The sequence below is a fragment of the Mesorhizobium sp. M7A.F.Ca.US.006.04.2.1 genome, assembly GCF_004022915.1.
GTDB lineage: Bacteria > Pseudomonadota > Alphaproteobacteria > Rhizobiales > Rhizobiaceae > Mesorhizobium > Mesorhizobium ciceri.
The window spans coordinates 1-846 of record NZ_RZQA01001435.1 but is presented as its reverse complement, the minus strand read 5'-3'; the positions used below and the strand labels follow the sequence as shown (position 1 = coordinate 846).

Sequence of the window (846 nt, the reverse complement as noted above, 5' to 3'; positions counted from 1 at the left end):
TGTCTGGACCTATCGTGAACTGGACAGGCGGGCCAACCAGTTCGCCCGCCTGCTGGTCAAGCGCGGCGTGAAGCCGGGCGACCGCATCGGGCTCATCCTCGACCGCTCGGCGGAGACCTATGTCGCGCTGCTCGCCGTGATGAAGGCGGGCGCTGCCTTCGTGCCGCTGGCGACCGCCTTTCCCGAGGAGCGGATGGCGCTCATCATCGAAGACGCCGGCGTCAGCCTGATCGTCACCATCGCCGCCTATGCGTCGCGCGCCGGCCAACTGCCGGTTCCGCACCTGCTGATCGACAGCACTGCCACCGAAATCACCAAACAGTCCGACGCGCCGCTGAAGCCGCATGCGAAGGCCGCTTCAGCGGACGACACCTGCTACATCCTCTACACGTCGGGCACCACCGGCAAGCCCAAGGGCGTCGTCATCAAGCACCAGAGTTTCGTCAATTTCATCCGCGTCGCCGCCGCCTCCTACGGCTACCGGCCGGGCGACCGCGTCTACCAGGGCATGACGATCGCCTTCGACTTTTCCTCCGAAGAGATCTGGGTGCCGTTCGTCGCCGGCGCAACCGTGGTGCCGGCACCCGGCCAGATGCCGCTGGTGGGCGAGGAACTCGCCGATTTCCTGCGGCTCCATGACATCACCTGCATCGCCTGCAGCCCGACGCTGCTGTCGTCGATGACATCGGATGTGCCCAGCCTGCGCACGCTGCTGGTCGGCGGCGAGGCCTGTCCGCACAATCTGGTGGTGCGCTGGTCGAAGCCGGGGCGGCAGATCCTGAACACCTATGGCCCGACCGAGGCGACCGTCACCGCCACCATGGGCGCGCTGACGCCGGACAGTCC

1 protein-coding gene is annotated in these 846 nt (G+C 67.1%); it reads left to right on the top strand.

Translation table 11 applies throughout. From position 1 onward, the window contains the following. Positions 1-846 (top strand): AMP-binding protein (locus tag EN925_RS37860; protein WP_164894770.1); only part of this gene is annotated, 846 nt, incomplete at both ends.